Raw genomic sequence first — 26,998 nt, forward strand, 5'->3', positions numbered from 1 at the left:
TTACAGTAGGAGTTGAATCCGGGAAATTTAAATTAGCGAAAGGTATAAAGACTGCTCTCATTATCAGTCAGTCCGGGATCATTTTTCCATTTGCATTTGGCGTATTGTGTGCCTGGGCCCTTGCAGCGCAGTATGCGGTGGCTGGCATACCCTTTCATGTGTTTGCTATATTCATGGGTCTTGCCATGAGCATCACCTCTTTCCCGATACTTGCCCGCATCATTCAGGAAAGGAAAGGTACTAATACAGTTTTCGGATCGCTTATACTGATCTGCGCAGCTATTGACGATGTAACGGCGTGGTGCTTACTGTCTGTTGGTGTTGCCTTGAAGACAGCAACCGGGTTTACCAGCGGATTACAAACAATCGGGTATACTTTAATATATGTGTTGATAATGTTGCTGATACTGAAGCCCTGCATCAGGAAGTTATATATTTATAGCGGACAAACAGCGGGTATTTCATTTTTATTCCCATTGGTGTTGATGCTGCTGTCAAGTCTTACCTCAGAACTGATAGGGATACATCATCTTTTCGGCGCCTTTCTGGCCGGTCTTATCATTCCCGACACCGGAGATGTGAAACAAGGTATTATAGTAAGACTGGAAGATGTCAGCAAAACGCTGCTATTGCCCGTTTTCTTTGTATTATCAGGAATGAAAACCCAGATAGGACTGTTGCATAGCCTGCACGACTGGTCCATATTCCTGGTGCTGCTGTTTGCCGCTATCCTGGGAAAGCTTATAGGCTGTATGCTCGCTGCACGTTTTACCTCATTAAGCTGGAAACAATCATTTGCAGCCGGAACCTTAATGAATGCCAGGGGCCTGATGGAATTGATAGTACTGAACATTGGCTACTCACTGGGCATCATATCCGGTGAGATTTTCACCATGATGGTACTGATAGCCTGTACAACAACCATCATGACCAGTACATTGCTTGACCTTCTTCCGGGCGGCAGGGATCTGGGAACACTATGAGCCAATTATGTATGCGAATTGAGATCCTTTATTTCCTGTTTTTTGCGGGAATTAAAATTTAACTAAGGAGAATACATCAACCTGATCAATATTCTCATAATGGATAAAATCCGTTAACTATCTGGTAATTTATATCAAACGTTGACTTACTAAATGCATCATATTTGTATCAGCAATTGATGTCAGACATGAATCCTGTTGCGCCATGCATAAATTCAATAGCTGCAAGGGTACTGTCATAAATTGACCATGCGAGAAAACCTATGTAACACACTTATAACCTCTTTAATCAATTTACCGGTTTTATTCATGAAGACCTGCTTATGTAGCCACGTTTTCGTGTAGAAATTCCACTGCCAAAAAAAACAAATAACCTTATCACGCGATAGCTGTGTGATGGCCTGGACGTGCCACGCTATAACACGATCACCACCGCCCTGCCCGGGGCCGGAAACTCTGTTCATTCTTTTACTCAAAAAAACAACAATTAGTTATGAAAAAGAAAGCTTCAAAAAAACTGAGTCTGACAAAGATTAAACTGTCCAAACTGCAATCAAACCTGGCTGCCATTCAAGGTGGAGGACGCACCACCTCCTCTATCCAGGTATGCGACGGTTGCGGCGGTAACACTACCATTTCATGCGGTGGCGCGGGCTATCCCTGCGACTGATCCCGGTCTTTCATTTGTTTAACAAAAGATGCGGCTGTAATATCTACGGCATGAAATCGTATACCCGTTATCGTAATATTTAACCATAAATAACCATTAAAATGAAGAAGAAATCAGTTAGGAAATTAAACCTGGGCATGATCAAGGTTACACGTTTAAGCGGAGCACAGTCAGTAATGGGTGGTGCGGGCCGTCCTATTTCAGGCCCTATAGGTCCTTCCGGTCCTAATACACTGCCGCAGGATCCTTGCGCATCACAATACCAGGCATGTACTATGGATTGCACATTCGGATGCAATTTATAATTGTATACCCGCTATCGTGTTTTATTATCAATAACAAATATCCATTAAAATGAAAAAGAAATCAGTTAAGAAGTTAAGCCTGGGCATGATCAAAGTTACACGTTTAGGCGGAGCATCCATAATGGGCGGCGCAGGCACTGCTACCGGTCCTATTTCAGGCGCCACTGCACCTGGTGGTCCTTCCGGCCCCAATACACTGCCGCCAGATCCTTGTGCATCGCAATACCAGGCATGCACTATGTGCTGCACACTGGATTGTTCTTCACCAGCTGTCTGCTACCCGTGAGCCATCGGCGCGTGAGCCAATCGGGTACTCATGCGCATTTTCAATAAATGATAACAATCGATCAGCTCTTCAACACAAGCTTCCCCAGGGTGATGGCCTGGGGAAGCATTTTCATCACTCCGGCGAAATATTCTTCCCATCGCAAACAAGCTAATTTCCTGGTATAAGAAGTTAATGCCGGTAAGGCATAAGAAAGCCGGACAGATTATTTTAGCCGAAATAAAACACCTGCTATGAAAAAGCAACAGAACAAAAAGCTGAAACTGAATAAAATCAGTATAGCCCAACTGAACAACAATCAGGCAGAAGTAGTAATGCAACGTGGGTCCTTGCCTTGCATCCGGACTTACAATCCTGCACAATGCACTACCACTGCCACCTGTGACTAGGCTCTATTGGTTAATAATGTTGGATTAAAAAATGAAACGGTCAGCAACAGCGCCTCCTGGAAGGCGCTGTTGTTTATTATATAGTATTGTTAAAGTCTGTCTTTTTAGCGATCTCATCCCCCTACCTAAGCAGGCCGGTTATGAAAAATAGGTTATTTTGCAGGCACGATTAAAGCTTTCCATAGAGAAAAGACTGGATAAATACGAACAAAGAGCAAGACAATAGCTGTCATTGTCAGATTAATTTCTTCCCACCGACTATTCCTGTAAAGTCAATTATTCACCTCCAAATTTTGATAACAATGGACAACAAAAAGAAAAGCCTGCTATCCGGCTCCCTCATCGCTGGTGCTCTATTAGCCACTGCCAGCCTGAATTCCAGCGCTCATGAACTGTTTCGCTTCCAGAACCTGGGTTCCGGGGAAACAGTAAGAACTCAACTGCTCGCACATAATTCCAGCGCATCCGCCCTGGAATTGAAATGTGGTGAAAAAGGAAAATCAGACAGTGCCATGGCCAAGAAAGGCAAAGACGGTAAATGTGGAGAAGGTAAATGCGGAGGAGGCAAGAAAGGAATGAAGAAGGACAGCACTAAAGGAAAACATGCAGGTAAACCTGCTAACTAACCTGTCTTTCTTAAAGGCAGGTCTGGGAATGGCCTGCCTTTCCCTCATCCTTAAACATTGTACTATGGTTGGCATAGGCTTCAGAAAAGATTTTGCGGAAACATTCCTGCAAAGCCATGTCCTTCGTCCGGCATTTATCGAAGTGGCGCCGGAGAATTGGATAGGTATAGGCGGCTACTGGAAAAAGATCTTCCACCAGGCACTAGAGCAGTACCCGTTATATACACATGGCCTCTCCCTCTCCGTGGGCAGCCCGGATGAACTGGACTTTTCCTTCCTCAGAAAAATAAAACACTTCCTGCGGGAAACCAATGCACAGCTCTATTCAGAGCATTTAAGCTATTCCAAATGCGACAATGCACATCTGTATGACTTACTGCCCATCCCGTTCACGTCTGATGCCGTAAGTCACGTAAGCAAGCGTATCAGGCAGGTACAGGATTTTCTGGAACAAAAGATCGCCATAGAGATTGTCAGCTACTACACACCTGTTGCCCCTGAGCTGGACGAAATAGACTTCATTAATGCCATCCTGGAAGCGGCCGACTGCCATCTGTTGCTGGATGTCAATAATATCTATGTAAACAGTTTCAATCACCACTACGACGCCCAGGCCTTTATTGACAAGCTTCCGATGGAACGTGTGCAGTACATTCACATGGCTGGCCATGAACAAGTGGCGGACGACCTGATCATAGACACGCATGGAGAACCCATTATTGATCCGGTTTACAACCTGTATGCCTATGCAATGCAGCGATTGAACAGGGACGTGCCTGTTCTGCTGGAAAGAGACTTTAATATCCCTGAGCTGGAGGAAATGCAGCAGGAACTGGAACGATTACAGTCGATTAAGATAAATAGCTTAAAAGAGAACAGATATGCCGTTACTCCATGAAACCACGCAGGGCTACCAGTCTGCCTTAGCCGGTTATTGCCGCACAGGCAACTACCACCCTATTCCGGGTGTGCGTGATGCACATGTAGGGCATTACCGGAGGCTGGTGTATAATGTTATTAACGATATGCTGCAATCCGCCTATCCGCTGACATACGATGTGCTTACAGCTGCTGAATGGGAAGCGCTGGTACAGGAATTCTTCTCCAGCCATGCCTGCCAGTCGCCACAGGTCTGGTATATGCCGAAAGAGTTATACCAATACACTACAACAACAGAACATGCGTTGCTGACGAAATACCCTTTCCTGACAGAGCTGTTGTGGCTGGAATGGCTGGAAGTAGAATTATTTATGATGGAAGACAAACCGGCAACATTCAGCCTCTCCGGAGATGTGCTGACAGATCCGCTCGTGCTGAATCCGGAATATGCCCTGCAACACTTCCATTACCCCGTGCACCTGATGCCTGCCAGACAAATAACAGCGAAAGAAAAAGGAGATTACTTCCTCGTGATGTTCCGTAAGCCGGATACGGGGAATGTTGAATATATGGATCTGTCGCCCGCGCTGGTGTATATCCTGGAGCAACTGGCTGTTAAGCCATGCCGTGCGGAAGAGTTAATCACGGATGTTTGTGCAGCACTACAGATTCCTGTGCAGGAAAGCATATCCGCAATGGTCTGTTCCTTTTTGCAACGCAGTCTGGAAAGCCGGTTAATACTGGGGTTCAGGAATGCTTTGTAATTAAATACCGAAGCAATGATGAAAATGATCCTGCAATACTATTACAGCACCACGCGCATGCTGGAAAAACTAAGAGATATTCCACTACTGCTGATCCGGTTGGTGCTGGCCTATGGCTTCTATGGCCCGGCAAAAATGAAGTGGTCTGACATGAGCAGTATTGTTGAATGGTTCAGGGGAATGGGGTTCCCGGCGCCCGCTTTGAATGCCTACCTCGCCGCATCTACAGAAGCGGCCGGTGTGGTGTTGCTGACGTTGGGGCTTGGAACCAGAATCATTTCCATCCCGCTTATGATTGTGATGCTGGTTGCCATTAAAACCGTACATTGGTCTAACGGATTTGAAGCCGGTAACAATGGGTTTGAAATACCGCTCTACTACCTGATCATGTTACTGGTGTTGCTTATCAACGGGGCGGGAAAATTTTCCCTGGACCGTGTTGTGGATATAAGATGCAGGAAGTAGCGTATCTTTTTGGAACAGTATACAAAACATGATGGCAACGATAAATATACAATTGAAGTCAGTAATTACTTGTCCCTGCTGCGGGTATCAGAAAGAAGAAACGATGCCCACTGACGCCTGTCAGTATTTCTACGAATGTGAAGGCTGCCACCAGCGCCTCAAACCCAAAGCCGGCGACTGTTGTGTATATTGCAGTTTCGGAACGGTAAAGTGCCCACCGGTACAACAGGGTACCTGCCATTGTTAGATATAAAGATAAAAAAGCCCTGAATGACGGTTTGTCTACTCAGGGCATTCATTTAATCCGGTAATCTTATTGATCTTTTTCATAGTCAAGCACTGCGGACGCACATGACATGGTGCCATATGCCAAATTGAAGGCCGCATTAAGGGTCACAGCAGAAGCCCAGGAATCTGGTTCATTATTGTCAGCGATATATGGGGAAAGCATACCACTGAAACTAAAACAAATGCTGCCAAAACAATCCAGTACTCCTGCGGCATCCTGATTTTCACTATCAGAGAGGGCTCCCACCGTCGGTATCATCCAGACAAGGTTCGCCACGAAATCAAACCAGGGAGAGAATTCATTCCAACTACTCTCCTCCGCTTCTCCGTCTTCGTCCACTGACTTCATGCCCATAAACATATCTATCATCGCCTTGACGATACATATATCCGCCACGATCTGATTTGTGATAGCCCACCATTTCTTATCCTGCAAATCAGAAATCTGCCCCACTACATCAGGCAGTGCATAGGGTAAATAGGAAAGACCATTTAGTAACGAAAATGCTTTGCTGTCAGGATATTTCACTTTCAATGGGCCGAATATCGACACACCAATGGCGCCAAACACAGAACAGATACCACCGGCCAGTATAAATTTCTGACTTATACTTTTACTTTTCTCTTCAGCAGCCAGCACGGTTCTATTATCAGCTGTTTCTAAAGTAGCCATGTGGAGCGTGCCATTACAAATGCGTTGCAGTGTTGCAAAGTCAGGGGCATCAATAAGCGCATCGGTTGTATCGTCACCGGGGAAAGGTGCTTCTCCTGCAATAATCTTATAACAGATGGTCACAGGGATAGCCACAATCAGGCATACCAGGTCCAGCAGGCTAAGATCATCGCCTGTAACGAGTTTATACAGCCAGGAAACAATCGGGATATCTATGCTTGCATCCAGTATGTCCAGGATTCCTTCTGCCAGCTTAGTCAGTACTTCGATGGATGTAACGAGGATGTTCTCCACGCTTTCCAGCAGGGTATTAACTATAATTCCTACCAGTGCTTTTATAATGTCACCTAACGATAACTGGTCTATCTTGTCGATTAAGTCCTGCTTAATACTGTCGAACGCCCCCTTAAAAATGGCCATTTCGTTTTCCAGAAGACTGACCAGCGACGTCAGCAGATCACCGGTACTATTGCCCGGGTTACTGGCATTTGAAGTGCTTGAGGAAGCGCCATCTTTAGTATGAGACATAGCCCAGTTGCTCTGCGGGGAATTTATTCCCGGTGTCTGACTGGTAGTAGCAACGGTACCGTTACGTGTGCTGTCTCGCAGAGAAGGAGGAATATTGGCAGGGATATTCGCCCAATCCGCAACAAATGTTTCGATGTCAGTAAAGGCTTTCTTAAGCTGGCCTTCATAGGAGGCGAGGTTGCTGATACTCTTGCTCAGATAGATTTTAATAACGTTTTTCAGCACCTTGTGCGTACGGATAATATCTTTCCAGCCGAAGAGAAAACCAAGCCACATGATCAGGTCTTCAATCAATACCGCTATTTTGTTCATAATAAACTCAACAGCATGTATTACATCACCGATACATTTTATTACCGCCCGATAAAACTTACCTCTTATTTCAATGAAAAAATGAAAGGCATCATTCTCCAGATTTACAAAGAACTGCGTCACATCTTCATAGGCGTGTTTGAGCCAGTTCCACATATCGCCGGCTGTTGTCTCTATTGCATCCCATACATCACCGAGTGGTGTGGCGGCATTGGTCAAAGCAAGAGAGTCACCCTCCACGCGTAGCCCTAAAAATGCCATGCTGGCCTCCCCTTCATGGTAGTAGCAACCATCTTTATAGGATACGCCCCAGATAGTGTCTGGTCTTGCCTGAAACGCAGTTGCGGATCTTAGCCCGGCAGCGGGCGAGCTTTCCTTTACACTGCCATTGGCTGGCAACGAGGATGAAACCGCCACAAACTTCTGCAAGGCGAGCGCTGAAGCATTCCGCTGATCCGAGGAGATGTCATCACCAATGAGTTTCCTGGTTGTGCCGTCTCCATTGTCTACCTGCACATCGCCCAACTGATCTCCATCCTTAACGCCGGATACAGTAGTGATCAGTTTGGACATTGGATTTACGTCGATACTTGTTGTTCCCAGTTCGAGCTTGTAACATACAGCCTCGAGCGACTGCGTTTCCTGCATAATGCTGATATTACCGGTAGCATCAGCTTCAACAACTACCGGTACTTTGGGCGAAAGAATATGATAAACGTTGTTGATATAAACACTGCACTGATTCACAGAGGTGATGGTCACCGATGTGGAAGGCAGCGACAAGTTGTTCTCATCTGTCAGCGTTATATGGCTGGTATAGGTGTTGTATTCCGCCACCGTGTTGTTATCTGGCGGTGGTAAAAGAATATTGCGTTGTTGCCACAAACTCGTGGTGGTATCCTGGGTGAGCTGGATAATGTTTTGGTCAGCAGTATGTGCAAAGATGATGATACCGCTTGTAGCCTGATTGACGTAAAACGAGATCCGTTCTGTACCCGTCAGAATCGGGATGGGCGCTGACCATGCTCCGCTGGTTGTTTCCTGGCCCTTGTTACATTTGGTATAGAATACCTGCCCTTGTTGATCAAGGCCACAAAGGAAAGTATATTGGTCCGTCTGATGCGCATAGAAATCCGTCAGGCCGGTAATCAAATCGCTTTGAAGGATAGATACCCCACCGGTATTGTTTTTTTGTTGCGATGGCGTGAACAGATAAATTGCACCGTTAGCCGCTACGAAAAGGTTGGTGTTATTGTGATCATCTACTGTGAGTGTTGCGATCCTGGTAGCACCGTCGGGTGCGATCATTTTAATGATGGTCGGCGGACCGAAGAAAGACTGAAGCGGTACAAAATTAAGTCCGACGCTTCCGTGAATACTTGTAAGCTGATACAATCCTGCAAATGCAGCAGCGCTTGCCTTGCCTATTGCGCTGTCCAGTAATGTATCAAAGTTCTCAGCGGTCTGTAGTTGCGCCCAAGCGCTGCTTCCGCTCAGGCTGACAGTATAGTTCTGCAACGAATCGTTGATATTTACCTCGCATACCAGCTGTACATCGCTGGTTGTTTTTTGCTGCGGCGTGAGGTATACGTTGGTGATGGTTACCGTCGAAAGCGGATGGGCTGTATCATCATATGGACGGGCCACCCAGCCGATATGGCTAAAGTCGGACATCCATACCGCATCTGCTGTATTAGATAAGCCGGCGGCCACATACAGATAGGTGTTGCTGTCACCTTCTGCAAGTACCGCTACAGCGAGGTGTATACTGCCATCTGTATAGTTCTGCTGACTGGAAAATGTTTTTACCTGGATAGCCTTGTTGTCATGAGAGGCTGATAATCCCGAACAAAGATCTGTGGCATTCCAGCCCAGGGTCTGACCGCTTTGCTCCTTGATGAGATTAAAAATACCGGCATCGCTGACGGCAAGGAAAATACTGGTACCGTCGCTACAATGATGACTGGCGAAAGAAGACTGTGCAGGTAATATCGCTGCAGCTTTCTGATTCTTCATCAGCTCACTTTCTACTGCAATCTTGCTCATATGTCAGGAGTTGGGGTTGAGATAAGTGATGTTTGAAACGAGATCCCTGCTGTTGCTGAACTGCGGATTCTTAAAAGAGAAAGACTTCGCACCGGGGAAAATGAAATGATTGGCCGTAGAAAGGATGGTACTCAGATTGGACGATATATTGCCTTCTATACTGTCTGAAACGGTTCCGCGTAAATTGCCGAGGTTCTCTGTATAAGATTGCATATAGCCACTCAGGCCGTTTAAAAACTGCTGCCACCACGACTGATCGTGATTATCAACTACCGGATCGCTGTCAAAATTAGGATTGGTGATATTCAGATCAAGCTGACCATTGTTTTGTGCATCAAAATACAGCTCCAGATCTACTGACCAACCATAAGTAGTATTCGGCATTTCTTCATCAGAAGTACTCCCGTTGATGGTAGATTCACTATCCCCGCTGGCCACCATATTACCTGACAGCTGAATCGTATTGGAGTTTAAAAAGACGTTAGTGGTTGTAGAAAAGTTGCCTGATACAGTAAGCGTATAAGGCGCATACCAATGGCCGTGATCGTCGTCAGAATTGGAGGTGTTATAGCTATAGCTTCCTATCAGACCGCTATTGGCATCGTAAGTACTGTTGAACGAATGGTCTGTACCCGGATTAAGCTGAATGATCGTATCATCCGGAGGGGATTTATCACCATCAGCCCTGCAGTACATTACGGGGCAGAGAGTCTTCAGCAACGGGCTCAGTTCACTAAGTACGGTGGCGGAGAACTCGTCTTCCCGGATGGCCATCACGCCGTTTATCTGCTCGTCAGTCACCCAGTTAAAGCTAAAGGCCGCAGGCGGGGCTTTAGGCGGCGTGTTGTGATTCACCATCATCAGGTAGTTCAGCGTATCCAGATTGGGATTGCTGTTTTTTCCGTCGCTGTCTGTATAAGGCGTAATGCAGAAGTCGATGAAGGTTGGGGTAAGCGTAGGTGCTGCCACTGTCTGATTACTAAAGGTAACTGTTACGCCAAACAGGGGTTTGTTGGTTGCCTGCTGTTGCGCCAGGTACAATGTGAGCAGTTGCATGGCGGGCGTTTCCACGAGTGCCGGGAATACAACGCCATCAATAGAATTGAGTGCGGCTGTATTCAGGTCCAGGTACAATTGCTGTATAGAGAACATGTTTTCATCCACGTTCTGCAATTCAGCTTTCAGTGAATCCGGCAGATCACTTTTGGCTACTTTTTCCATCGAGAGATCTACAAACATCCGGAATATCCAGGCGGCAGTGCCATCCTGTTTTTTCTCATAACTAAGCCCGGCAGCATCAAACTTGAAGTCTCCGTTCTGCATAGTCAGATTATACTGTACCGTCTGATTTCCTTTACTTGTGCTAAGATCTATCAGGTTGATATACTTCTGGGTCTGCGGATCTTTTTCCAACGCTAACGTGCCGGACAATGAACAGTTTGACTTTGTCGGATCTGTCGTTAGCGAGGTAACCTGGCCGTTTTCATCGGCGATGCCAAGAATGGAGAAATCCTGGGTTTGTGCACTCAGGTATTCTCCCATGGTTTCGTTAATTGCCAGTTGTGTCACGGCCACAACAATATCGTAATTCTTGAGTACTACCTGCTGAAGGGTAGAATCAGGAGTGAAGCTCGTAAGAGCAGGCGCGAAGTTCATAATAGTCCAGGGGTTTAAGGGTGTTAAATAGTTTTGCAACTAACATTGGTTTATAATGCCTGGTAAGGGAATCACAGCATTGGCCTCATTGTCATAGGATTTGTGATCATCAGCAACAAATGTAAGTATTGCTTTCACCCAAATATAGAAACATAATGGAATAGCATACCCCGTGAAAAATACCCCCTTTACATTTATCCAAGCTGCGGCTGATTATTATATATCACCTCCATCGGAAAATGCCGTTGAATAAACGTAGTCATATAATCTCTTTATTTTTCCATACCTTTATCTTACAGGCGATCCCTTTGTATTAAAACCTCTAAATAACTAAGCACAACATATTTCTTTACCCCCAAATCACATTAACATGAACCTCAACGGAATTTGGTATAACGAGTAAGGCTCCACCATGAGCCTTACTGTTAAAGGGAAAATGATTACAGGTATTTATGATACTGCAGTCGGAGATGCAGGAGGCAAATATGACCTTGTTGGCTTAGCAGATACGGACCAGGGTGCCAGCCAATCAGTAGGCTTTGTGGTTGTATGGAACAATACCACATCTGGTAGTTCTGATTCTGTAACTAGCTGGAGCGGACAATACCAGGTTATCAACGGCGTAGAAACCATTGTAACCACCTGGCTCTTAACGGAAGAAACTGATCCCAGTGAAGACTGGCACTCCACACTCGTTAATAAAGATGTTTTCACCCGCGTTCCTCTTACCGAAGAGAAGATCAAGGAGAATCTGGACAAAGGAGCTAAAGCTTCCTTTCCGAAGTCACTGAAGAAATAACGGAATCAAATACAGGTGTTTGCCTGCAGGCTAAAACCTGCAGGCTTCTTGTTACAAAGCATTACACATCCTGCCGGAGAGCGGGTGTGTAATGCTTTACTTATATCACCTCTTTACTGTTATACAGGTATAATCGTTATCACCTCCACTCCCCGAATGTTTTCAGGAACTCCTCCTTCTTACGCCGGGATACCATCACGTAGTTTCCGTTCTGCATTTCTATCTGGCCGCCATCACCCCTGATATAGCGCTTAATGTAACTGAGATTGATGATGTGTGAATGGTGTGTACGGAAGAACATATTTGCGGGCAACAGCTCTTCAAAATCTTTGAGCGTTCTGCTGGCAAGCAGTTTCGGATGGTTGTGGAAATAGATAAGCGTGTAGTTGCTCTGTGCTTCGAGATGTACTATATCGGAAGTATTGAAGAAGAGCAGTCCTTCCAGCGAGGGAATGGCTATTTTGCCAAGGGGTGATTTAGGTTGCAGGTGCTGTTGCAGTACCTCCAGTTTCTTTTCTGTATGCTTTTCAGACTGTGCGCGTGCACGATCGATAGCTGATCTTAATTCGTCAATATCCACCGGTTTCAGGAGGTAGTCGAACGCTGCATATTTTATGGCCTTTATTGCATACTGATCGTAGGCGGTGGTGAAGATGAGGTGAAAATCCTTACCGGGCAACTGATGCAGCATCTCAAAGCCATTCATGCGCGGCATTTCGATGTCGAGGAAAACGAGTGCCGGCTTTTGTTCTCTGATGAGTTTCAGCCCATCTGCACCATTGGCTGCCTCTCCGGTGACTATTACGCCGGGACAGTATTCATGCAGCTTCTCCCGTAGTGCAACACGGCCTCTCTGTTCGTCATCAATGATGATTGCTGTCAGCATTATTACTTTTTTAAAGCTCCTGTACACCATGCCGTCTTCTCTAATTTACTATTGTTTCCAGCAGCAACAGCGCAGCAGTAGACTATACTTTTTCATCGGACAGTTAATTTAAAAATGAAACGTTGCATTACTTATGCTGATGAATGAAAGACCGCGGACAGGTATAGTAGCGATATGGATATAGTACCCGTATCAAAGATCCGGCAACCGGCATTGTATAAGCAATGCCAGTTAGCAATGTACGGGAATGAGTGAGCAGATGGAGAGATAAACAATGCTTCAAGGTGGTCACGGTTGTATTTTCAGCAGCACCTGCACGCTTGTGCCAACTGTCAGGCCATTCTGTTCCAGGTTAGTTACGGTAACAGAAGCATGCTCCTCCTGGTTAAAGAATTTTACGCGGTCGCTGCTGATCTGCATACCGTATGATTGTCCGTGATGCGGTATTTTGTTTTTAACGATATTGAAGCCCATCCCATTGTCTTTAATGATGTACTCAATATATTCCTCCTGCCGTGTGACAGTGATTTCCAGCCGGCCCTCATTATCCCTGCGGCTTCTGATGCCATGCACGATAGCATTTTCAACATAGGGCTGTACTATCAGCGGAGGTACTTTGTAGTCATCCATCCACAACGAATCATCCGTATTGATAGCGACCGTAAAATTATTGTCGCTTCTCAGTAGCTCCAGATCTATGTATAACTGCAATGTCTCGAGGTCCTTTTCCAGCAATACCGTATTCTGCTTGGAGCTGTCCAGTACATTGCGAAGCAGCTTCGCAAATTTATTCAGGTACACGGTAGCATGATACCGGTCGTTACTTTGTATGAGGCCATCGATACTATTCATACAATTGAAAATGAAATGCGGGTTCATCTGTGCCCTCAGTGCCTTCATTTCTGTCTCCACTATTTTCTGTTTCATATCCACCATAAACCGGATATGCCTGATCCTTCTTCTGACCAGGAAAATAATCATGGCAGCCAATGCCAGCACCACGATTACCTGTAGCCACAGCTGCCGCCACCAGGGAGGGCTGATAATAAATGTAACCATTGCTTCATTACTCCACACGCCGGCATTGCTCATTGCCTTTAATGCGAAGGAATAACTTCCTGCCGGAAGGTTGTGAAAGTTTATCTGCCGCTGTGCACCTACGCTTATCCACTCCTCATCATTCAAGCGGTAATAGTAGCGGTTTAAAGGGCCATCCGCAAAATTGACGGCTGTATAACTGATACTGATGTCGTTCTGGTAATACGGGATATTATATACCGGCTGGAGCGCCTTTTCTCTATTGCCGATGCTGATGCCGGTGATACTTATGGAAAGCGGCACTGTACTATTCAACAGGGAATCCGGATCAAAGGTATTCACATAATGATCTGTTGTAAAGAAAATCCTGCCGGAGAGGCTGTCGTATTCAACATTATTGATCTTTGCCTCTGGCAAGACAACAGGGTACAGGAAGTTGGTGTACTTTTTTGAAGAAAGGGAAAAGCAGGAAAGCCCATTATTGGTTCCGATCCACAAACGGCCTTTGTTATCTTCCGCCATGCTGCTGATAACATTTGATGGCAGCCCTTGTGTCATATCATATTTTGTAAACCGGCGACCAGGAATATCGTAACAGAAGAGGCCATCAGCGGTGCCTATCCATAGCAATTTTTTCCGGTTGCATAGCAGCGTATTTATGCGGGCATTATCAAAAACTGCATAATAGTCAGGCAGGATTGTCGAGAAACGATTTGTTTTCCTTTTCCAGCATACCAGGGCGGCTCCATCATGATTACCCATCCACAGGTTACTTTCATTGTCTTCCGCGATGGCAAACGGATAGCGGATCGGGAGACGGTTCTCTCCTTCTTTCGCAGGATAATGAATAAAGGAACGGGTGGCGGGGTTATATTGCACTACACCATTTCCGAAACCGATACCCATCCAGGTGAGCGCTTTGCTGTCTTTATATACGGTGGTGATGATCCAGTTGTCCATTGCCGCGGGTTTGCTTTTTATGTGCAGCAATCCGGCTTGTTTTGTACGGGTGTTATACCAGCGGGCGCCTACCTGCGTATTGAGCCACAGCGTATCATTTGAGGTGGTAGTTAAAACACTGAGTGCCGTATTCAGCAACGGATCCCCTTTGAGCAATATGTTATCCCTTAAGCGCAGCTGACGGTCAAATATTAAATAGCCGTAAGGTTCCGAGCTTACCCAGACTGCATCGTTGATAAATGAAACATTCCAGAGGTTCCAGGGTGTATGCTTGGGCCGCTTAATAAAAACAGACTGCACATTCCCTGACCTGTTAACCGCTTTATACAAACCATTATTGCTCCCTATCCAGATATTGCCGGTGTTGTCTTTCATAATAGCCGTCACTACGCGGTCTGTTAAATAGCCTGTCAGCATAAGTTTCCCGGTGCTGCCTGCTGCAATTGCAGCAGGCAGCAGGGCCATTCCTTCGATGTTAAAGATACAGGCATATGTCTCGTAACCTGCGCTGACCACCCGGTTATCGACGGTATTGGTATGCATCATGCCATTACTGAGCGCGATCCGTGTATAATGCAGCTTTCCTGTGCTCATATCGAGCATGCCGAGGCTATCTGTTCCCTGTTTAATGAAACGCACATTTCCCTGTTTATCGATGCTGCAATAACCGGTAACCATCAGGCTTAAAGGATATAGCGGATGATGTGGTAGTTGTGTTAATGGCTGCAACGAACCAGAAAGTGAATAGTATATAAAGTATTCGTGAGCACCGGTCTTCTCATTTTCACTCCATATCAACACTTCGTTTCCCGGCAACAGTTGAACATTCCCTATATAGTTCATGCGGTACAGGTTATAATCCTTTTCTTTAAATCCTCTGAATGTCTTTAGTATTTTGAGGTCGGGGCTCAGGTAATAAAGCGTGGTCCGGGTTCCTGCCCAAATGTTATGAACACTGTCTGTTACGAGACAACCGAAACTATTGTCGCGGCTGAACATGACGGGTGAGCTGCTTACCTGTAAGGTTTTGAATGTAAGACTGTGTGTATCGAGCATGGTTAGCCCGGTGGTGGTGGCGATCAATAAATGGCTGGAGTCGTAGTTGATGATATTGGCAATCTGGTTGCCGGGGAGTGTGTTGGTTTGACGGGTATGAAAGAAGTTTTTGAATGCGGTGCCGTCATACCGGCTTAACCCGTTAAATGTGCCTATCCACAGGAAACCTTTTGTATCCTGTGCCAGTGAAGTGATGTGGGCATCGGGCAGGCCATCTTCCATTGCCAGCCTCCTGAGAATAAGACTATCAGGATACTGGCTGCCCGCGGGAGATGCAGACAACCAGTATCCCAATCCCAAAAGTAGAAGGAGACAGTTCCGGTATATAGGACTCACAACATTTTCTGTTTACTTTAATTTACCAATATTAAAGTTAGCCATACAAAATTGCTGCGGCCTGATGCAATGGACTTACCTGGTCAGGATCATCTTCCTGCTTTCCATCACTTTTCCATCTACTTCCAGGTTGTATATATAAACACCCGCAGTAACGCTTTCATCCAGGGTGAAGGGCATATATAGTCCGCTGATGAGAGTTTTCAGAAGGGTATAATTTTTCATTAGCTGAGGTTTTAATAATGAAAGAATGGTTTTGGTTAACTTATTCAGGGGTTCAATGTCTCTGCAAAGTTCCGCAAAGGAAGCTCATGCCGTAAACACGGTTGAGCGGCTGGCGGTAATAAATGAGCAGGTGGTTACAGAAGCGACCACTGCGGGGTGCTATCGGTATTAAGGTTGGGTAGTGCGCTTTTAATACCTGTGAGAAACGAATGACAAGCGAAGGTGAAGGGGAAGGAAACCTGTGGTTAAAATACTTGGCGCCTTTAGACAATATTTGTAAATTTAGATAAGACATTGTTGTTTAAACCCTTATCCCATGGCAAAGATAGATTTACCGGCAGGCGTCAGGCCGGCCTTTATGGGTACTATTCAAAATCTTTGCATCTACGAGATGCATGGGAGATACTATATTCGCCTGAAGAGTTCCCTCACAGGCAAAAGGGTGAAGAAAGATCCGGCGTTCCGCAGAACGATGGAGAATGCCGGGCTGCTGGCGACCGCATCCAAGATGGCTTCCGGCGTATACCGCCAGTTACCTCAACAGTATAAAAAACACATCCTGTACCGGCAGCTGACCGGTAGGGCGTTGCTTTCATTAAAGGCTGGTAAGTCTCCTGATGTGATTGTCACGGAGCTGATGGAGATGTGTCAACCGACGACAGTAGTAAAGCCCGTGCGCAAATCTGTGGTGCGTCGTAGCCAGGCGCCCGCGCTGTGGCGATACGGCAGTAAAGTGGCTTTCCCTGGCTACAGGAAAAGGCATGTAACGCGTAAGCAGGTATGTAACGAGTCCGTTTATACTCAGCGGACGGACGATACATCTCCGCCCCGAAAAAAGGCTGCCCCAGAAGCATCGTTGTGTTTTTGGGGCAGCTATGGCTGATAAATTTGAAGCTGGTTTTTAGTACGCGCCCATCCCGGTCAGTGGGATTTACCGGACTACTATAGTCAGGTGGCGCGGGTAATATAAGGCACTATTTCCAGTGCTTTGAGCAAAGCGCCATTCTTTGTTTCACGTAGTGCCATTACCAACACATTCTTCCCGGGCTTACCGAATTTAAGCCAGCATTCAGGGAGATAGAATTCCCGCTGTGGGCCTGCTTCCCAGTGGCGGCCTATATCATGTCCGTTCAACCACATAAACCCATTTCCGGATGCACTGATCCTTGCCTGCCAGGCAGCATTGGTCATTCCTTCCGGTAAGGTGAACTCAACGCGGTACCACGTCATTAATTGCTGCATAGTATCTTTTGGCTGGATATTATTCCCTTTCCTGGGAATAGGCATGCTGGCATCAAGTTTTGTGATCTTCCAGCCGGTGGCTTTATAGCCAGGGAGATGGTAACCCTGTGTGATCCCAGCTACATCTGCGGCATACTGCCATTGTAAAGGATGTGTCAATGCCGTATCTGTTACAGATAGCCCGGCTTTACGTATACCGGCCAGTTCTTCCATTGGAACATAGCCGTGTGCATGTCCGAGATCTTCATACAGTACGTTGATCTCATTATTGCCCTGATGCAGTAAGCCGCTTACGTCAAACCGGTTATCGAATTCTTCTGGTCTGATACGGTCGAAGCATCCCCTGGTTGTCCATGACTGCGCATCTGCTTTTTCCGGGAAGATCCGCCTGGCGGGAGTTCCATTGACCGTTACTGTAACGATATCCCGCGTGAACATATTAAAAAGCAAATACTTTTCTGATTGCGCCTGTTTATCGTTAAGCAGGCATGTGGTGCGATAGAGGCTGTAACGGAAATCGTTTATACCAAGTTGCGTAAGTGACAGGCCCGGCATCAATGGCTTCCACTGTGCAGTATTCACGGGGTCAGTTGTTGTGAACGCCTGGCCGATGCGGACTACTGACGACGAATCTGCATAGCGCGTTACCCGCGTATGTTGGTGCGGATACCATGTTCCTTCAGCAGCTGTAGCGCCCGGAGGTATTACCAGTACCTTTGCAGTAAGGGGAGCCAGTTCATAATCAAGCGCCACAGTGGGTATACTCAGGCTGTCTTTTGCGGATGCCGCCGCCTGTGATTTGATGCTGACGTGTTGCCCGTTCTGATCGATATTATATACGGCGTCTGTTGGTCGCGCTACTTTTCCGGGTATCACATTCACATTACCTTTCAGCGTAGCTGTTCTGTCGCTGTTATACAGGAAAACAAACCAGGTACCATCAGGCGCCATACGCACCCCTCCTGATATAGATTTGGGCACGCCTGTCAGCTGGCAGGGGCCTCCTTTTGCTCTCAGCAGCTGCTGTTCATACCTTTTTATAAAATCAGCCATTGCTTTAGCCACATAGTATTTAGGACCACAGGAACCATCTTCTCCAATTGCTGCATTATAGTCGTATGTTGTGGTCATTCCCCTGGCTCCCCAGCCACCAAAGTGCGTGCCGCCCACAAACATGTAGTAGTTCATGCCGGTACCGCCGCCCAGTAATGTCATAAGAGAGATTGCCTGTAAGTGTGTGGCATCGGAGTAATTTTCTTCACTCAGTTTATGTGTAACCAGTGAAAACCAGCCACCCTGCAACTCTGTTACAAAGCCGGGGGCATTGGGTTGGCGTGCCTTAAGATCTGCCATTCTGAATGCGCATCCCGCAGCGCCGTTATCATCTGTGTAGTAGTTATCACAATCGAATACATCAGACAATTCGGTATCCTTACTACCCCTGCATTCACTGGTCAGACAGGTAAATAACGGCACTTCAATTCTGTTCCTCACCGCAGAACGATACAGCGCCTTCAGAAAAGCAGCCTTATTACCGGTTTCATGTGAGTCGTACTCGTTCTCCAGCTGCAACATAATGATTCCCTTCTCTCCTTTTTTCTTCCGCGTGATCTGTTCTCCCGCTACCGCTTTACAAGCGGCATCAAACCAATGCACACACCATTTGATATGTTCCGGATCGGCGCTTCTGAGCCAGAAGCCTTCTTTCCCCGGGCTGTAGGCCGCAAGCCACCGGGGATATCCTCCTCCTGACCATTCCGCGCAAATGAATGGTCCGGGTCTTACGATTGTATATAGTCCGAATTCTTCCTGCGCCATTTTCAGCCAGGCTTTCAGCTCAGAGAAATCCAGTCCTGATTGATCGGTAACAGATGCGGGCGCTTTGCGTTCGTGCCAGTTCCAGGGAATATAAGTTTCCACCGTATTGAAACCGGCTGCTTTGATCTTGCGGAAACGGTCTCTCCATAATTCCTCCGGGCATCTGAAGTAATGGAAAGCTGCACTGAGAATGAATGTTGGCTTATTATCAATGATCATGCAATCTCCATCATAGCGTATTTTGCCGGGATGAGGAAAGCGCCTGATAATACCGGTGGCTGTGGAAGAACCAATAAATGAAATGGCGAGTAGGCTACTCAAAAGTATGTGATGCAGGATCTTTTTTACTGACATAAAGATGAATTAGTTCCGGTTGGCTACTAAAAAATGGCGAAGTTAGTCTGCAGTGCCGCCATAGACTATATGTTTTTTTGACCAAAACATATGTTTTCTTTGCAGTATCTTTTGCTTTAGTATTCAATTGAGCAGAAATATGCAGGGTGGAGGCAGTGTATCTTAACAGATTTGTTTCCTTTTTTGTATTTTGCATCAGCACTACTGATATGTAATATACTAAACAGTGCTTTGGGGGTCCAACCATTACCACTATGTTTGAGTAAATTTGCGAAGCTGGGTAGAGAAGGTCATGAACAATCATTCTGAACATTTAATTGTATTATTTCAACAGATCGCCGGAGGCAGTGAGCTGGCATTTGAAGAGCTGTTTCATTTATATGTACCGCAAATAAAGCCACTGATCCATCGCATTATTAAAACGGAGGGGCCGGAAAAAGATATTATACAGGAAGTGTTCCTGGGTATCTGGCTGGGCCGCGAAAAGCTTCTCACGGTAGAATTGCCACACAACTGGATATTTAAGATTGTCTATCACCGTTGTTACACCTGGCTGCAGCGTCAGGGTGTGCAGGAAAAAATCAGCCAGGCGTTACCTGTTGGCGACTATTCTAATTTTACAGAGGAGAATATTCATTTTTCGGAAACTATTTCACTTGTACAACAAGCTATTCACCTGCTGCCCCCTCAGGCGCAGCGGATCTATCTGTTAAGCCGCGAAACAGACCTGAAAGTAGCTGAAATTGCTAACAGGCTCGCCCTGTCAGAACAAACAGTAAAAAATTCACTTGTACGCTCCAGGAAAGCCATCCGCCAATACCTGATCGGACATGGTATCCTGTTGCCGCTGGTATTACTGGGAGCAGGCGCTGCTTATTATTAAACTTTTTTTCGGGAGCATAGGTACTTTTCTCCATTAGCTGGTACGTATAGTTATGGGGCCTTTTACAACCAGGCCTCATGCGAACATTATTAACTGGATCTACAACGCTTAAAACAACGGATTTGCAGGATTTTGCAAGACTGACATACCTGTTACAGCAGGCTCATAAACTGCACGCCACCACCGAAGAATACGCAGAGCTACTCTCCATGATTGAAGGAGACGAGACGGGTGAGGTCATTGACCGGATGAATGCATTTCATCAAGAAGCACTGGTTACCAGTGTGGATTATGATTCTACCGACTGGGAGCACACGCTCAAGGCCATCCTACATGCAGATAAAGTTCCGGAATATGTAACGCCGGTTCGTCGTATTATGCCGTGGAGATGGGTTGCAGCAGCGGCGGCTGTTGTCCTGCTCGCTGGCGCCGGGCGCTGGTTGCTTCAGCCACGTACAAAGGCGCCACACCAAACAATACAGGTAGTAAATGCGGTCAGGGATATTACGCCCGGCGGCAACAAGGCCGTGCTGGTGTTGGGCGACGGATCACAGATATCGCTCGACAGTGCTGCCAATGGAACGCTGGCGCAACAAGGCAGTGCGCGCGTTACCAAGTCTGCCAATGGCCAGCTGCAATATGCCAATACAGGAGATAATTCCACCGCCAGCAGCTGGAACACGCTAAAAACACCTATGGGCGGACAATACAAGCTATCCCTGGCCGATGGTACGATTGTATGGCTCAACGCCGGTTCCTCCATTACTTACCCCACCTCCTTTAATGGCAGTGACCGTAGTGTTACCGTTACCGGTGAAACTTATTTCGAAGTAGCACCTCAACCGGGCAAGCCTTTCCGGGTAAAGGCAGCTGGCACACAGATAGAAGTGCTTGGTACACATTTCAATGTGAATGCTTACGACGATGAAGCCACGATCAATACTACCCTACTCAAGGGTGCTGTTAAGGTGATTGCCGGCAGACATGAACGCGTTCTTACTCCCGGTCAGCAGGCAAGCGTAGCGCAGGGCAATGCTGGCATTGAAGTACACAATAACATAAACACCGCCGCCAGTATTGCCTGGAAGGAGGGTTTCTTCTCTTTCGACAACGCAGATATACAGACTGTTATGCGTCAGCTTTCACGCTGGTACAATATAGAGGTAAAATATGAGGGCGATATTCCGAAACGTGCTTTCACGGGGGAAATAGGCAGAAGCCTTACGCTGTCACAGGTCTTAAAGGGCCTCTCTAAAACAAGGATAAATTACAGGATCGAAAACGGCAACAGGATCGTTATCCTGCCATAGTTATGAACATAAGAAAATAAACGAACAATGAACATTTCAGTAACTGTAAGCTGACAGCGCAGTTCTCCCATGCTGATTAAAACGAAAAAACCGGGGTCAAAGATTGGCGTCCTTCCCCGGCTTTCATTCGGTTTAATCAGCAAACGTGTCCGTAAACAATATTTATCAATCCAACCAAACATTGCAAAAGTATGCAACAATCGGCTATTTGTAATTCCGGTACCCGTGATTATTGGATCAGAAGAAGGGTGCCCGCCAAAATCTTGTTAGGGATGAAACTAACTGCTTTTATGCTACTCGTGGCTGCCATGCAGGTAAGTGCTGGCACCCATGCACAAACCGTCACCTGGTCGGCCCGCTCAGCCAGCCTGAATAAAGTTTTCAGGGCGATCAAAGAACAGACGGGATATGCCTTCTTTTATGACAAGGATGATTTGAAAGATACCCATCCGGTTTCTGTTGATTTCAAAAACACCCCGCTGCAAAATGCGATGCAGATGGTGTTGACCGATCAGCAGTTGTCATTTGAAATACAGGGTAATACCATTTTTGTTACACGCAGCAGTAAACCTGTGCCGGGCGCGGCATCCGACGTGCGGCAGCAGATCAATATCTCCGGCAAGGTCACGGACGAAAACGGTGCACCTGTTCCGGGTGTATCCGTGGTGGTGAAGGGTAATACCGCCAAAGGAGCTATTACCAGCGCTGACGGCTCATTCCAGCTGAATGGCATAGATGAGAAAGCTGTGTTGCTGGTTTCCAGTATCGGCTACGAAGGCATCGAGGTAGCGGTGGCTGGCCAAAGCAAGATCAATATCCGCCTGAAGTCTGATGTCAGTGCGCTGAAACAATTAGTGGTAGTGGGCTATGGCACACAGAAGAAAGCGAACCTCACCGGCGCGGTTTCCAGCATTGGCAGCAAGGAGCTGACCAACAGGCCCGCTACGAGCCTGGGGAATGCATTACAGGGTACCATGCCTGGCGTGACAGTTACCGCAAACTCCAGCGGCCAACCCGGCTCAGATGCCGCCAAGATACGTATCCGTGGTATTGGTACACTCAACAATGCTGATCCTGTAGTAGTAATAGACGGGGTGATCGCTACGCTCAGTAGCCTGAACACCGTCAACCCGGATGATGTGGCCAGCATGTCGGTTCTGAAAGATGCCGCCTCTGCGGCCATCTATGGTTCCCGTGCAGCTAACGGTGTAATACTGGTGACTACCAAGCAAGGGAAAAAAGGCGGTGTACAAGTTACTTACAATGCATATGCAGGTAAACAAAAACCCACAGGATTACCCGACTTCCTCCCCTCCTGGCAGGCAGCGCAGCTGTTTAATCAGGCGAGGGTGAATGAAGGGAAAACACCACGCTACACCGATGCAGAAATCCAGAAGTTTAAAGACGGTTCTGACCCATATAACTATCCCAACACCGATTGGGTGAGTATGTTCTATAAAGGTACCGGCATTCAGCAGAATCATTACCTGGGCCTTTCGGGGGGTACAGAGAAGACACAGTACAATCTGTCCCTTGGCTTATACAACCAGGATGGCCTGGTGAAAAAAACAAATGCCAACCGTTATACAGCGCGTCTCAACCTTGCCACTGAAGTACGGAGCAACTTACATGTGAATGCCAACATTGGCTTTACGTCTTCAGGTACTAAGGAGCCCAGCAACCCATACACGGGGGATTTCAGTCAGCTGGTGCGTCAGATCAACCGCATCTCCTCCAGCGTTCCATACAAATATGCCAATGGCAACTATGGGGCTATTGGTGATGGTAATCCTATGGCGTGGCTGGAAGGCAATAGCCTGAACCAATATGCTTACTATGACCTGGTTGGTAATGTGGGCGCAGATTGGGAACTTATTAAGGGCCTTCATTTCAAGCCATCCCTGGCCTATATCATGAAGATCAATCACAATAAGAAATTCGCTGCAGATCAGCAGTACTATGCACCTGACGGCAGCCCATCATTTTACCAGGGTCCGTCTAACGTAAAGGATGAAAACAGCTTCACCAATACGCTTACGCCGCAGGCACTCCTGGAGTATTCCAGGTCCTTTGGCCGGCACAACTTCAAAATACTTGGCGGTTACTCACAGGAGCACACCAAAGGCACCTTCGATGATGGCTACCGCAAAGGCTTCCTCAATAACCTGCTCACAGATGTGAACCTCGCTTACATCGACGGACAGACTACCAGCGGCTACACTTATGAAATGGGCCTCCAGTCGTACTTTGGCCGTATCAACTACGATTTTGACGGTAAGTATCTGCTTGAAGCGAACCTCCGTTATGATGGCGCCAGCCGTTTCTCCTCCAGCAACAGATGGGGAACATTCCCCTCCTTCTCTGCGGGCTGGAATATCGACAAGGAGGACTTCTTCTCCGGTGTAACTAAATATGTATCCAATCTGAAGCTGCGCGCATCATGGGGGCAGCTGGGCAACCAATATGTAAAAACATATGACGCCACCAAATATCCTACGTTCCCGTATTATCCATACATCACCAGCATCAGCTCCGGCCAGAACTATGTATTTGGCGGCACTTCTCCGGTTGTCGCACCGGGTCTTGCCCCGGTTAACGGCGCCAATGAAAATCTCAAATGGGAAACCACTACAGAGACAGGCGTTGGTATAGATGCAGGTTTCCTTGATGGTAAGATCAGCTTCTCAGCCGACTACTTCCACAAAAAAACCAGCGATATCCTCCTCTCTGTGCCGGCAGCAGCTACTTACGGCCTCAATGCACCGGTACAGAACGCAGGCACTGTAATAAACAAGGGATGGGAACTGGCTATCGGATATAACGACAGAAAAGGGGATTTCTCCTACAGCGCCAGCTTCAATACTGCATTTATCAAATCTGAAGTAACAGATCTTCATGGCACAGGGCCTATCATTACCAACTATACGTTCCAACAGGAAGGTTATCCTGTGAACTCGCTGTACGGCTATATAGCAGACGGTATTTTCCAATCGAAAGAAGAGATCAGCAAATCTCCCATCCAGGGCGCCAACACGGCTCCCGGCGATCTGAAATACCGCGATATTGATGGTAACGGTAAAATAGATGCGGCCGACAGGCAATACCTCGGTAACTACTTCCCGAAAGTAACCTTTGGCCTTAACCTCAGTGCAAACTGGAAAAACATTGACCTGAGTCTCTTCTTCCAGGGTGCAGCTGGTGTTAAGACATACATCGATGGGGGTAAGCTCGGCGCAGTAGGTACTTCTGTTGGCAGGCCCACTACAGCATTGCTGGACACCTGGACGCCTGATCACCCGAATGCTTCCCTGCCACGCATCTGGTACAGTGGCACGCAAAATGATCCCACTTCAACACCGTCTTCCTTCTGGGTAAAAGATGGCTCCTATCTGCGACTCAAAAATCTGCAAATAGGTTATTCTTTACCGGAAAAACTTGTTAGCAGGATAGGCCTTAACAAAGTACGGTTCTACTACAGCGGGCAGAACATCCTCACCTTCGATCACCTGTACAAATGGGTGGACCCGGAAGCATCTATCAGCGGCAGTATCTATAACTATCCGCAGGTTAAGATCAATACACTGGGCGTAAATGTGACTTTCTAAACCGACAAGTATCAGCAACATGAAAAACAAAATATTATATACCATTCTCTCCGCTTCTCTGCTGGCAACGGCGTGCCAGAAAGATTACCTGGCTAAAACACCAACGGATACTTACAGTAACGGATCGCTCTGGTCTTCAGAAAAAGATGCTACTGCAGCGCTCAACGGTTGTTACGCTGGTTGGGAAAACGATATAAATATCCTCTATATGGATGCCGTAAGTGATAACACTTACAGCCAGTTTATGTGGGATAAGCTGCAGCACCTCGGCAATGGCACTGCCACTCCCGCTGACCCTAATGTGCTGAACAGATGGGATTATACGACCATTCAGAAATGTAACTGGTTCCTTGCAAACATCGACCAGGTGAAGATGGATGATCAGCTAAAAAAACGTTTCAAAGGAGAAGCCCGTTTTCTCCGGGCTTACCAGTATTTCATCATGTCGCAGCTATATGGCGATGTGCCGCTAGTAACCAAATCGCTCACTACTGCAGAGGCGCAGGCAGTGAGCAGTACAGCAGCCAAAGACGTCCGTAAATTCGTAACAAATGAACTGGCCGCTATTACAGCTGACCTGCCTGAAAAATACAGTGGCAGCGACGTAGGCCGCATCACCAAAGGTGCAACACTTTCACTGAAAGCCAGGATTGAGCTGTACGATAAAAATTATGCAGCCTGTATCGCAGACTGTAAACAGATCATGGGCCTGGGGTATTCTCTTTATCCCAGCTACACGGATCTGTTCCGCATCGCTTTCGAAAACAATGATGAAGTGATCCTGGATGTACAGTATAAAGCCAACGATCTGCCTAACGGCGACATTGGCATCATGCCTTCTTCCGGCTTTGGCGGCTGGTCTTCACTGAGCCCTACCCAGGCGCTGGTGGATGCATACGAAATGGCCAATGGTAAAACCATTGACGATCCGGCATCCGGTTATAATCCGGATGATCCGTACACCAACAGAGATCCGCGCCTTACCGCCAGCATCGTTTATCCCGGGCAGAAGTATGAAGATAAATACTACAATTCCATTGATGCTTCCAGTCCTGATTATTACAACAACAATAACAACTCTCCTACCGGTTATATCGAAAAGAAGTTCACTTCTCATCTTTCTGATTTCCCGGATATGTGGAATACCGGGTTGAACATGATTGTTATCAGGTATGCAGAAGTGCTGCTGACCTATGCAGAGGCGCAGATAGAGTCTGGTGTGATTGATAACACGGTATATGATGCGATTGACGCTGTCAGAAAACGTGCAGGCATGCCCGTTATTGACAGAGCCGTGTACAACAGTCAGGATAAGCTCCGCACACTGGTACGCCGCGAACGCCGCGTAGAACTCGCGCTGGAAGGCCTCCGCTGGTTTGATATACAGCGCTGGCAGATAGGACCGGCAGTAAGGAATGGCGAAGTGTATGGCACACGCCTCGGTACCGTAGATCCTAATAGCGGAAAACTCAGTCTCACCGGAGATCATGTTCAGGTGGAAACAAGACTGTTCAACCCCGGCCGCGATTACCTCTGGCCTGTACCACAAAAAGAAAGAGACCTGAATAAAACCCTGGGGCAGAATCCGGGTTATTGATGAACCTAGCATATTTAAC

Annotated in this window: 22 protein-coding genes; 16 read left to right on the top strand and 6 right to left on the bottom strand. The window is 46.9% G+C overall.

Going from position 1 to position 26,998, the window contains the following annotated elements; genetic code table 11:
• The 10 genes from VM802_RS25385 to VM802_RS25430 form a co-directional block, all read left to right on the top strand.
• Positions 1-983 (top strand): cation:proton antiporter domain-containing protein (locus VM802_RS25385; RefSeq protein ID WP_325535971.1); only part of this gene is annotated, 983 nt, incomplete at its 5' end.
• Between the two features lie 493 nt (positions 984-1,476).
• Positions 1,477-1,653 (top strand): hypothetical protein, encoded by a 177-nt coding sequence (locus VM802_RS25390; RefSeq protein WP_325535973.1) that lies wholly within the window; start codon positions 1,477-1,479, stop codon positions 1,651-1,653.
• Between the two features lie 101 nt (positions 1,654-1,754).
• Entirely contained in the window at positions 1,755-1,958 is a 204-nt protein-coding gene (locus VM802_RS25395) for a hypothetical protein (RefSeq protein WP_325535974.1), read from the top strand.
• Between the two features lie 49 nt (positions 1,959-2,007).
• Complete coding sequence (locus tag VM802_RS25400) at positions 2,008-2,244, top strand: hypothetical protein (protein WP_325535976.1); 237 nt, start codon at positions 2,008-2,010, stop codon at positions 2,242-2,244.
• Positions 2,245-2,477: 233 nt separating this feature from the next.
• Positions 2,478-2,633 carry a class I lanthipeptide gene (locus VM802_RS25405; RefSeq protein ID WP_325535978.1) on the top strand — a complete coding sequence of 52 codons (156 nt, stop codon included), beginning with the start codon at positions 2,478-2,480 and terminating at the stop codon, positions 2,631-2,633.
• 302 nt (positions 2,634-2,935) lie between these two features.
• Entirely contained in the window at positions 2,936-3,259 is a 324-nt protein-coding gene (locus VM802_RS25410) for a hypothetical protein (RefSeq protein WP_325535980.1), read from the top strand.
• 64 nt (positions 3,260-3,323) lie between these two features.
• Positions 3,324-4,157 carry an HvfB family MNIO-type RiPP peptide maturase gene (locus tag VM802_RS25415; protein WP_325535982.1) on the top strand — a complete coding sequence of 278 codons (834 nt, stop codon included), beginning with the start codon at positions 3,324-3,326 and terminating at the stop codon, positions 4,155-4,157.
• A complete protein-coding gene (locus VM802_RS25420) occupies positions 4,141-4,902 on the top strand; it encodes an HvfC/BufC N-terminal domain-containing protein (RefSeq protein ID WP_325535984.1) in 762 nt (253 codons plus the stop codon). The genes VM802_RS25415 and VM802_RS25420 overlap by 17 nt, the downstream gene beginning before the upstream one ends.
• A gap of 15 nt (positions 4,903-4,917) precedes the next feature.
• Complete coding sequence (locus VM802_RS25425) at positions 4,918-5,367, top strand: HvfX family Cu-binding RiPP maturation protein (RefSeq protein ID WP_325535986.1); 450 nt, start codon at positions 4,918-4,920, stop codon at positions 5,365-5,367.
• A gap of 103 nt (positions 5,368-5,470) precedes the next feature.
• Positions 5,471-5,614, top strand: a complete 144-nt coding sequence (locus VM802_RS25430; RefSeq protein WP_524537102.1) for a GDCCVxC domain-containing (seleno)protein — start codon at positions 5,471-5,473, stop codon at positions 5,612-5,614.
• Positions 5,615-5,680: 66 nt separating this feature from the next.
• On the opposite strand, the gene VM802_RS25435 is transcribed toward VM802_RS25430, so the two are convergent.
• Both VM802_RS25435 and VM802_RS25440 read right to left on the bottom strand, forming a co-directional pair.
• Positions 5,681-9,214: a BOD1/SHG1 domain-containing protein gene (locus VM802_RS25435; RefSeq protein WP_325535988.1), complete on the bottom strand. Its 3,534-nt coding sequence runs from the start codon at positions 9,212-9,214 to the stop codon at positions 5,681-5,683.
• A gap of 3 nt (positions 9,215-9,217) precedes the next feature.
• Positions 9,218-10,870, bottom strand: coding sequence for a hypothetical protein (locus VM802_RS25440; RefSeq protein WP_325535990.1), 1,653 nt, complete (start codon positions 10,868-10,870; stop codon positions 9,218-9,220).
• Between the two features lie 412 nt (positions 10,871-11,282).
• Between VM802_RS25440 and VM802_RS25445 the strand changes: the two genes are divergently transcribed.
• Positions 11,283-11,669 (top strand): avidin/streptavidin family protein, encoded by a 387-nt coding sequence (locus tag VM802_RS25445; protein WP_325535992.1) that lies wholly within the window; start codon positions 11,283-11,285, stop codon positions 11,667-11,669.
• A gap of 139 nt (positions 11,670-11,808) precedes the next feature.
• Here VM802_RS25445 and VM802_RS25450 read toward each other — a convergent pair whose 3' ends face one another.
• The 3 genes from VM802_RS25450 to VM802_RS25460 form a co-directional block, all read right to left on the bottom strand.
• A complete protein-coding gene (locus VM802_RS25450) occupies positions 11,809-12,555 on the bottom strand; it encodes a LytR/AlgR family response regulator transcription factor (protein WP_325535994.1) in 747 nt (248 codons plus the stop codon).
• A gap of 288 nt (positions 12,556-12,843) precedes the next feature.
• The gene (locus VM802_RS25455; RefSeq protein WP_325535996.1) at positions 12,844-15,945 is read right to left on the bottom strand and encodes a ligand-binding sensor domain-containing protein; all 3,102 of its coding nucleotides are present in this window, start codon (positions 15,943-15,945) and stop codon (positions 12,844-12,846) included.
• A 75-nt stretch (positions 15,946-16,020) separates the two neighbouring features.
• A complete protein-coding gene (locus VM802_RS25460) occupies positions 16,021-16,170 on the bottom strand; it encodes a hypothetical protein (protein ID WP_325535998.1) in 150 nt (49 codons plus the stop codon).
• A gap of 316 nt (positions 16,171-16,486) precedes the next feature.
• On the opposite strand from VM802_RS25460, the gene VM802_RS25465 reads away from it, so the two are divergent.
• Positions 16,487-17,053, top strand: coding sequence for a hypothetical protein (locus VM802_RS25465; protein WP_325536000.1), 567 nt, complete (start codon positions 16,487-16,489; stop codon positions 17,051-17,053).
• A 65-nt stretch (positions 17,054-17,118) separates the two neighbouring features.
• Here VM802_RS25465 and VM802_RS25470 read toward each other — a convergent pair whose 3' ends face one another.
• The gene (locus tag VM802_RS25470; protein WP_325536002.1) at positions 17,119-19,584 is read right to left on the bottom strand and encodes a beta-galactosidase; all 2,466 of its coding nucleotides are present in this window, start codon (positions 19,582-19,584) and stop codon (positions 17,119-17,121) included.
• Between the two features lie 292 nt (positions 19,585-19,876).
• On the opposite strand from VM802_RS25470, the gene VM802_RS25475 reads away from it, so the two are divergent.
• The 4 genes from VM802_RS25475 to VM802_RS25490 all read left to right on the top strand — a co-directional run bounded on the left by VM802_RS25475 (position 19,877) and on the right by VM802_RS25490 (position 26,979).
• Entirely contained in the window at positions 19,877-20,467 is a 591-nt protein-coding gene (locus VM802_RS25475) for an RNA polymerase sigma factor (protein WP_325536004.1), read from the top strand.
• A gap of 77 nt (positions 20,468-20,544) precedes the next feature.
• A complete protein-coding gene (locus tag VM802_RS25480; RefSeq protein WP_325536006.1) occupies positions 20,545-21,777 on the top strand; it encodes a FecR family protein in 1,233 nt (410 codons plus the stop codon).
• Between the two features lie 272 nt (positions 21,778-22,049).
• Positions 22,050-25,382 carry a TonB-dependent receptor gene (locus VM802_RS25485; RefSeq protein WP_325536008.1) on the top strand — a complete coding sequence of 1,111 codons (3,333 nt, stop codon included), beginning with the start codon at positions 22,050-22,052 and terminating at the stop codon, positions 25,380-25,382.
• Positions 25,383-25,401: 19 nt separating this feature from the next.
• Entirely contained in the window at positions 25,402-26,979 is a 1,578-nt protein-coding gene (locus tag VM802_RS25490) for a RagB/SusD family nutrient uptake outer membrane protein (RefSeq protein ID WP_325536010.1), read from the top strand.
• The last annotated feature ends 19 nt before the right edge of the window (positions 26,980-26,998 follow it).

The organism is Chitinophaga sp. (assembly GCF_035538455.1).
GTDB lineage: Bacteria > Bacteroidota > Bacteroidia > Chitinophagales > Chitinophagaceae > Chitinophaga.

Bases quoted from the DNA above. Each gene is read 5' to 3' on its own strand.
- VM802_RS25390 (WP_325535973.1), top strand. From the start codon at position 1,477: ATGAAAAAGAAAGCTTCAAAAAAACTGAGTCTGACAAAGATTAAACTG.
- VM802_RS25395 (WP_325535974.1), top strand. From the start codon at position 1,755: ATGAAGAAGAAATCAGTTAGGAAATTAAACCTGGGCATGATCAAGGTT.
- VM802_RS25400 (WP_325535976.1), top strand. From the start codon at position 2,008: ATGAAAAAGAAATCAGTTAAGAAGTTAAGCCTGGGCATGATCAAAGTT.
- VM802_RS25405 (WP_325535978.1), top strand. From the start codon at position 2,478: ATGAAAAAGCAACAGAACAAAAAGCTGAAACTGAATAAAATCAGTATA.
- VM802_RS25410 (WP_325535980.1), top strand. From the start codon at position 2,936: ATGGACAACAAAAAGAAAAGCCTGCTATCCGGCTCCCTCATCGCTGGT.
- VM802_RS25415 (WP_325535982.1), top strand. From the start codon at position 3,324: ATGGTTGGCATAGGCTTCAGAAAAGATTTTGCGGAAACATTCCTGCAA.
- VM802_RS25420 (WP_325535984.1), top strand. From the start codon at position 4,141: ATGCCGTTACTCCATGAAACCACGCAGGGCTACCAGTCTGCCTTAGCC.
- VM802_RS25425 (WP_325535986.1), top strand. From the start codon at position 4,918: ATGATGAAAATGATCCTGCAATACTATTACAGCACCACGCGCATGCTG.
- VM802_RS25430 (WP_524537102.1), top strand. From the start codon at position 5,471: ATGCCCACTGACGCCTGTCAGTATTTCTACGAATGTGAAGGCTGCCAC.
- VM802_RS25435 (WP_325535988.1), bottom strand. From the start codon at position 9,214: ATGAGCAAGATTGCAGTAGAAAGTGAGCTGATGAAGAATCAGAAAGCT.
- VM802_RS25440 (WP_325535990.1), bottom strand. From the start codon at position 10,870: ATGAACTTCGCGCCTGCTCTTACGAGCTTCACTCCTGATTCTACCCTT.
- VM802_RS25445 (WP_325535992.1), top strand. From the start codon at position 11,283: ATGAGCCTTACTGTTAAAGGGAAAATGATTACAGGTATTTATGATACT.
- VM802_RS25450 (WP_325535994.1), bottom strand. From the start codon at position 12,555: ATGCTGACAGCAATCATCATTGATGACGAACAGAGAGGCCGTGTTGCA.
- VM802_RS25460 (WP_325535998.1), bottom strand. From the start codon at position 16,170: ATGAAAAATTATACCCTTCTGAAAACTCTCATCAGCGGACTATATATG.
- VM802_RS25465 (WP_325536000.1), top strand. From the start codon at position 16,487: ATGGCAAAGATAGATTTACCGGCAGGCGTCAGGCCGGCCTTTATGGGT.
- VM802_RS25470 (WP_325536002.1), bottom strand. From the start codon at position 19,584: ATGTCAGTAAAAAAGATCCTGCATCACATACTTTTGAGTAGCCTACTC.
- VM802_RS25475 (WP_325536004.1), top strand. From the start codon at position 19,877: ATGAACAATCATTCTGAACATTTAATTGTATTATTTCAACAGATCGCC.
- VM802_RS25480 (WP_325536006.1), top strand. From the start codon at position 20,545: ATGCGAACATTATTAACTGGATCTACAACGCTTAAAACAACGGATTTG.
- VM802_RS25485 (WP_325536008.1), top strand. From the start codon at position 22,050: ATGAAACTAACTGCTTTTATGCTACTCGTGGCTGCCATGCAGGTAAGT.
- VM802_RS25490 (WP_325536010.1), top strand. From the start codon at position 25,402: ATGAAAAACAAAATATTATATACCATTCTCTCCGCTTCTCTGCTGGCA.